General features: G+C 63.9%; 1 protein-coding gene. It reads right to left on the bottom strand.

The features are described 5' to 3' along the window. Window positions 1–2,312, bottom strand: a 2,312-nt coding sequence (locus tag I6U14_RS17980) for an efflux RND transporter permease subunit (RefSeq protein WP_296901225.1), incomplete at its 3' end; no start/stop codon positions are given. Between the last annotated feature and the right edge of the window lie 95 nt (window positions 2,313–2,407).

Raw genomic sequence — 2,407 nt, 5'->3', positions numbered from 1 at the left:
TCGAAGGGCTCGCGGATGTAGTTGTCCACGTCCCGCGTGCTCTCGGCCTGCTCGAAGATGTCCGTCAGATCACGCGCGAAGTCGCGCCGAACCTCCGGCGAGGGTCCATGCACCTCGGCCACCACGGACTGCAGCACCGGCGGGCCAGGGGGCATTTCGACGACGGCGATGCGCGCGCCACTCTCGTCCGCCAGGGGCTTCAGCATCTGCCGTGCTTCTACCGCGATCTCGTGGCTGGAGCGTTTGCGCTTCTTCTTGTTCTTGAGCTGAACCTGCAGCTCACCCTGCCAGGGCTTGTCGCGCAGGTAGTAATGCCGAACCATGCCATTGAAGTCGAAGGGCCGCGCAGTGCCGGCGTAGAGCTGAAGGGCCGTGACCTCGGGCATGCTGCGGAGCTTCTCGGCCATACGATGGGCGAGGTTGGCCGTCACCGGTAGGGCCGTCCCTTCGGGCATGTCCAGCACCACCGAGAACTCCGGCTTGTTGTCCAGCGGCAGCATCTTCACCGGCACCCACTTGAAGTAGAAGAAGGACAGGGTGAAGAGGAAGCTGCCCCACAGGATGAGCTTGAAGATGAGCCGGGTGCGCTTGTTCTCGATGAGCGGTGTCAGGATCGAGACGTAGAGCTTCTCCAAGCCCTCGGCTTCGCGGTGCTCGCGCTTCTCCGCCACCTCAAGGTAGCGCATGGACGGACGCAGCCACTTGGAGATGGCCAGATAAGGCGTAAAGACGAAGGCCGCGAACAAGGAGATGAGCATGGCTACGGAGCCAAGCGCCGGAATGGGCTCCATGTACGGGCCCATCATGCCGCTGACGAAGCCCATGGGGAGCAGTGCGGCGATGACCGTGAAGGTCGCGAGAATGGTCGGGTTGCCCACCTCGCGCACGGCATCCACAGCGGTGTGGTCGTCGGTGCGTCCCTCTTCCAACCAGCGCCGGTAGATATTCTCGACGACGACGATGGCAGCATCCACGAGGATGCCAATGGAGAAGATCAGTGCAAACAGGCTGACGCGATCGATGGTGTAGTTGGTGACCCACGCCATGAAAATCGTCATCAGCAGCACCACGGGGATCACCAGCAGCACCACGACGGCTGGCTTCAGCGCGCGGAATGCGATCAACACCAGCAGGAAGACGAAGAAGGTCGCGATGAAGAGCTTCTTGATCAGGTCCGAGACCTTCTCGTTCGCGGTCTGGCCGTAGTTGCGCGTAATGCTCACTTCGACGTTGTTCGGGATGCGCCCGCCCTTGAGCTCCTCCACCTTGTCGATGATGGCATTCGCCACTGTGACGCCGTTGGTGAGCTCCTTCTTGGCGATAGCGACCGTCACCGCCGGCACGCCGTCGGCTTCGATACCCTCAGGCGCTGCGGGACCGGTGTAGTAGGCCACCAGATGCTTGGCGTCCTCCGGCTGGCGCCGCACCTGGGCCACGTCATAGACGTAGACTGGGATCTCGTTGTAGGTGCCCACCACGAGCCGCGCGATCTCATCGGCACTCTTGAGGAAGGAGCCGGTGGTCACCGAGAAATGCGAGCCGCTGGACTCGACCCCGCCGGCGGTGGCCTCCGCATTGGCAGTCTGGATCGTGTTGGCGACGTCGCCGAGACTGATGCGGTAGCCGGAGAGCCGCTCCGGGAAGGCGTCCACGGTGATCTGCTCGCTGCGCCCGCCGACGATGAAGGCGTTGCCCGTATTCGGGACCTCCTTCAGCGCCTGCAGCACGTCTTGTGCCAGCAGCCGCAACTGACCGTCGTCCACGTCCGGGCGCCCATTGCCGTCCACGTCTTTGGACCAGAGCGTGAGCGTGACGATGGGCACATCGTCAATGCCCTTACTCTTCACCAACGGCGGCATGACCCCGGGTGGGATCTTGTCCATATTGGACGCAAGCTTGTCGTTCACCTTCACCAGGGACGGGCCCATCTCCTCGCCCACCTCGAACTGGACGGTGACGATGCCCTGCCCCCGCTCCGCCGCGGAGTAGACATGCTCGACCCCGGGAATCTCGCTGATCATGCGCTCCAGTGGCTGCATGGCGAGGTTGCTCACCTGCTCCGAGGATGCGCCCGGGTACTGCACCATGATGTCGATCATGGGCACCGAAATCTGCGGGTCCTCCTGGCGCGGCGTCGCGATGAGCCCAAGCAGGCCCATCATCAGCATCGCGACGTAGAACAACGGCGACAGCGGCGAGCGGATAAAAAAGCGCGCCGTGCGCCCGGCAAGCCCGAGATCTTCTTCGTTGTAGGGCGGCTCGCTCGTCGGCGGCGTACCAGGGTTGGCGCGGATACTGTCGTCCTGGCTCATGACTGGGTCTCGGACCTGGGAGGGAGGCGGTGGGGAACCTCGGTGGGGGGCGTGGATGCAGGCAGCGTGGGGGCAGGGGGAGGGGGGGGGCGGGG

Origin of the sequence: Thiohalocapsa sp. (assembly GCF_019695415.1) — a bacterium.
GTDB lineage: Bacteria > Pseudomonadota > Gammaproteobacteria > Chromatiales > Chromatiaceae > Thiohalocapsa.
The sequence above is the reverse complement of the archived record's forward strand: the minus strand, read 5'-3'. Positions and strand labels throughout refer to the sequence as shown.